1 protein-coding gene is annotated in these 803 nt (G+C 66.5%); it reads right to left on the bottom strand.

Going from position 1 to position 803, the window contains the following annotated elements; genetic code table 11:
* Nucleotides 1–803, bottom strand: an 803-nt coding sequence (locus GPA25_RS23645; RefSeq protein WP_211163337.1) for a hypothetical protein, incomplete at both ends; no start/stop codon positions are given.

The raw sequence follows: 803 nt of genomic DNA, 5'->3' as shown, positions 1-803 counted from the left end.
GGCGCCTGTTCAAGTTCCTTCTCGTGGATGCTGCGGCGGTAGAAGAAGCCGATGTGCGGGTAATAGCCGCGGCGGATGATGTAGCCACCGCCCTCCCGCCGGGTCGCGGTCTGCGTCAGGATCACCGTCGAGCGCATGTCGGCCGTGTCCGAGTCGCTCATGACCGGATAGGGGGTGCCGTACTCGGCCTCGCGCACCAGGGCGTCCTCTTCCGCCGTCAGGGTTTCACCGGCAGCCTTCTTTTCCTGCGCGGCGCGCGCTCTGGCAGTCGTCGCATGGATTTTGCGATCGAAGCCCTCGAGGCTTTCCGGCTTCCTCGCCATCACCTGCGCGACCTTCACGCGCTTGTCGTATTCGGTGACTTCGCCCGCCATATAGAAGCCGGCGAAGGAGTCGTGCACGTAGTCATCGAAGAAGCGTTCGACCTCGGCGGGCAGCGGTGCCGGGCACTCGAAAACGGCGAGCGCCGCTTGCTCCCAGTCATCCAGCGGTGTGCCGAACTGGGCACGGTCGAATTGCCACTTGTTGATGCGTGCGAGATCGGCCTGCGTGAACGGCGGCTGTCGGTTTTCAGGCGGGGGCGCGGGACGGGCCTGGCGCCGCTCGCGCAATGCTTCGAGATCACCCGCGAGCATCCGGTTCGCCTCGTGCAGGTCCTGCTGCGCCTGGATGCCGGCGGCGCGGAAGCTGGCGGTGGTCTCGAGCGTATCGAGCCGCGCCGCGCGCCAGCGGTAATACAGTTCCATGTGCGTTGTCAGGAAGGCCCCGTGCTCGCCCAATGCGGCCGTGTAGGCGGTCCACGC

The sequence above is a fragment of the Aromatoleum diolicum genome, from assembly GCF_012910955.1.
Lineage (GTDB): Bacteria > Pseudomonadota > Gammaproteobacteria > Burkholderiales > Rhodocyclaceae > Aromatoleum > Aromatoleum diolicum.
This window is presented reverse-complemented; position numbering and strand designations above follow the sequence as displayed.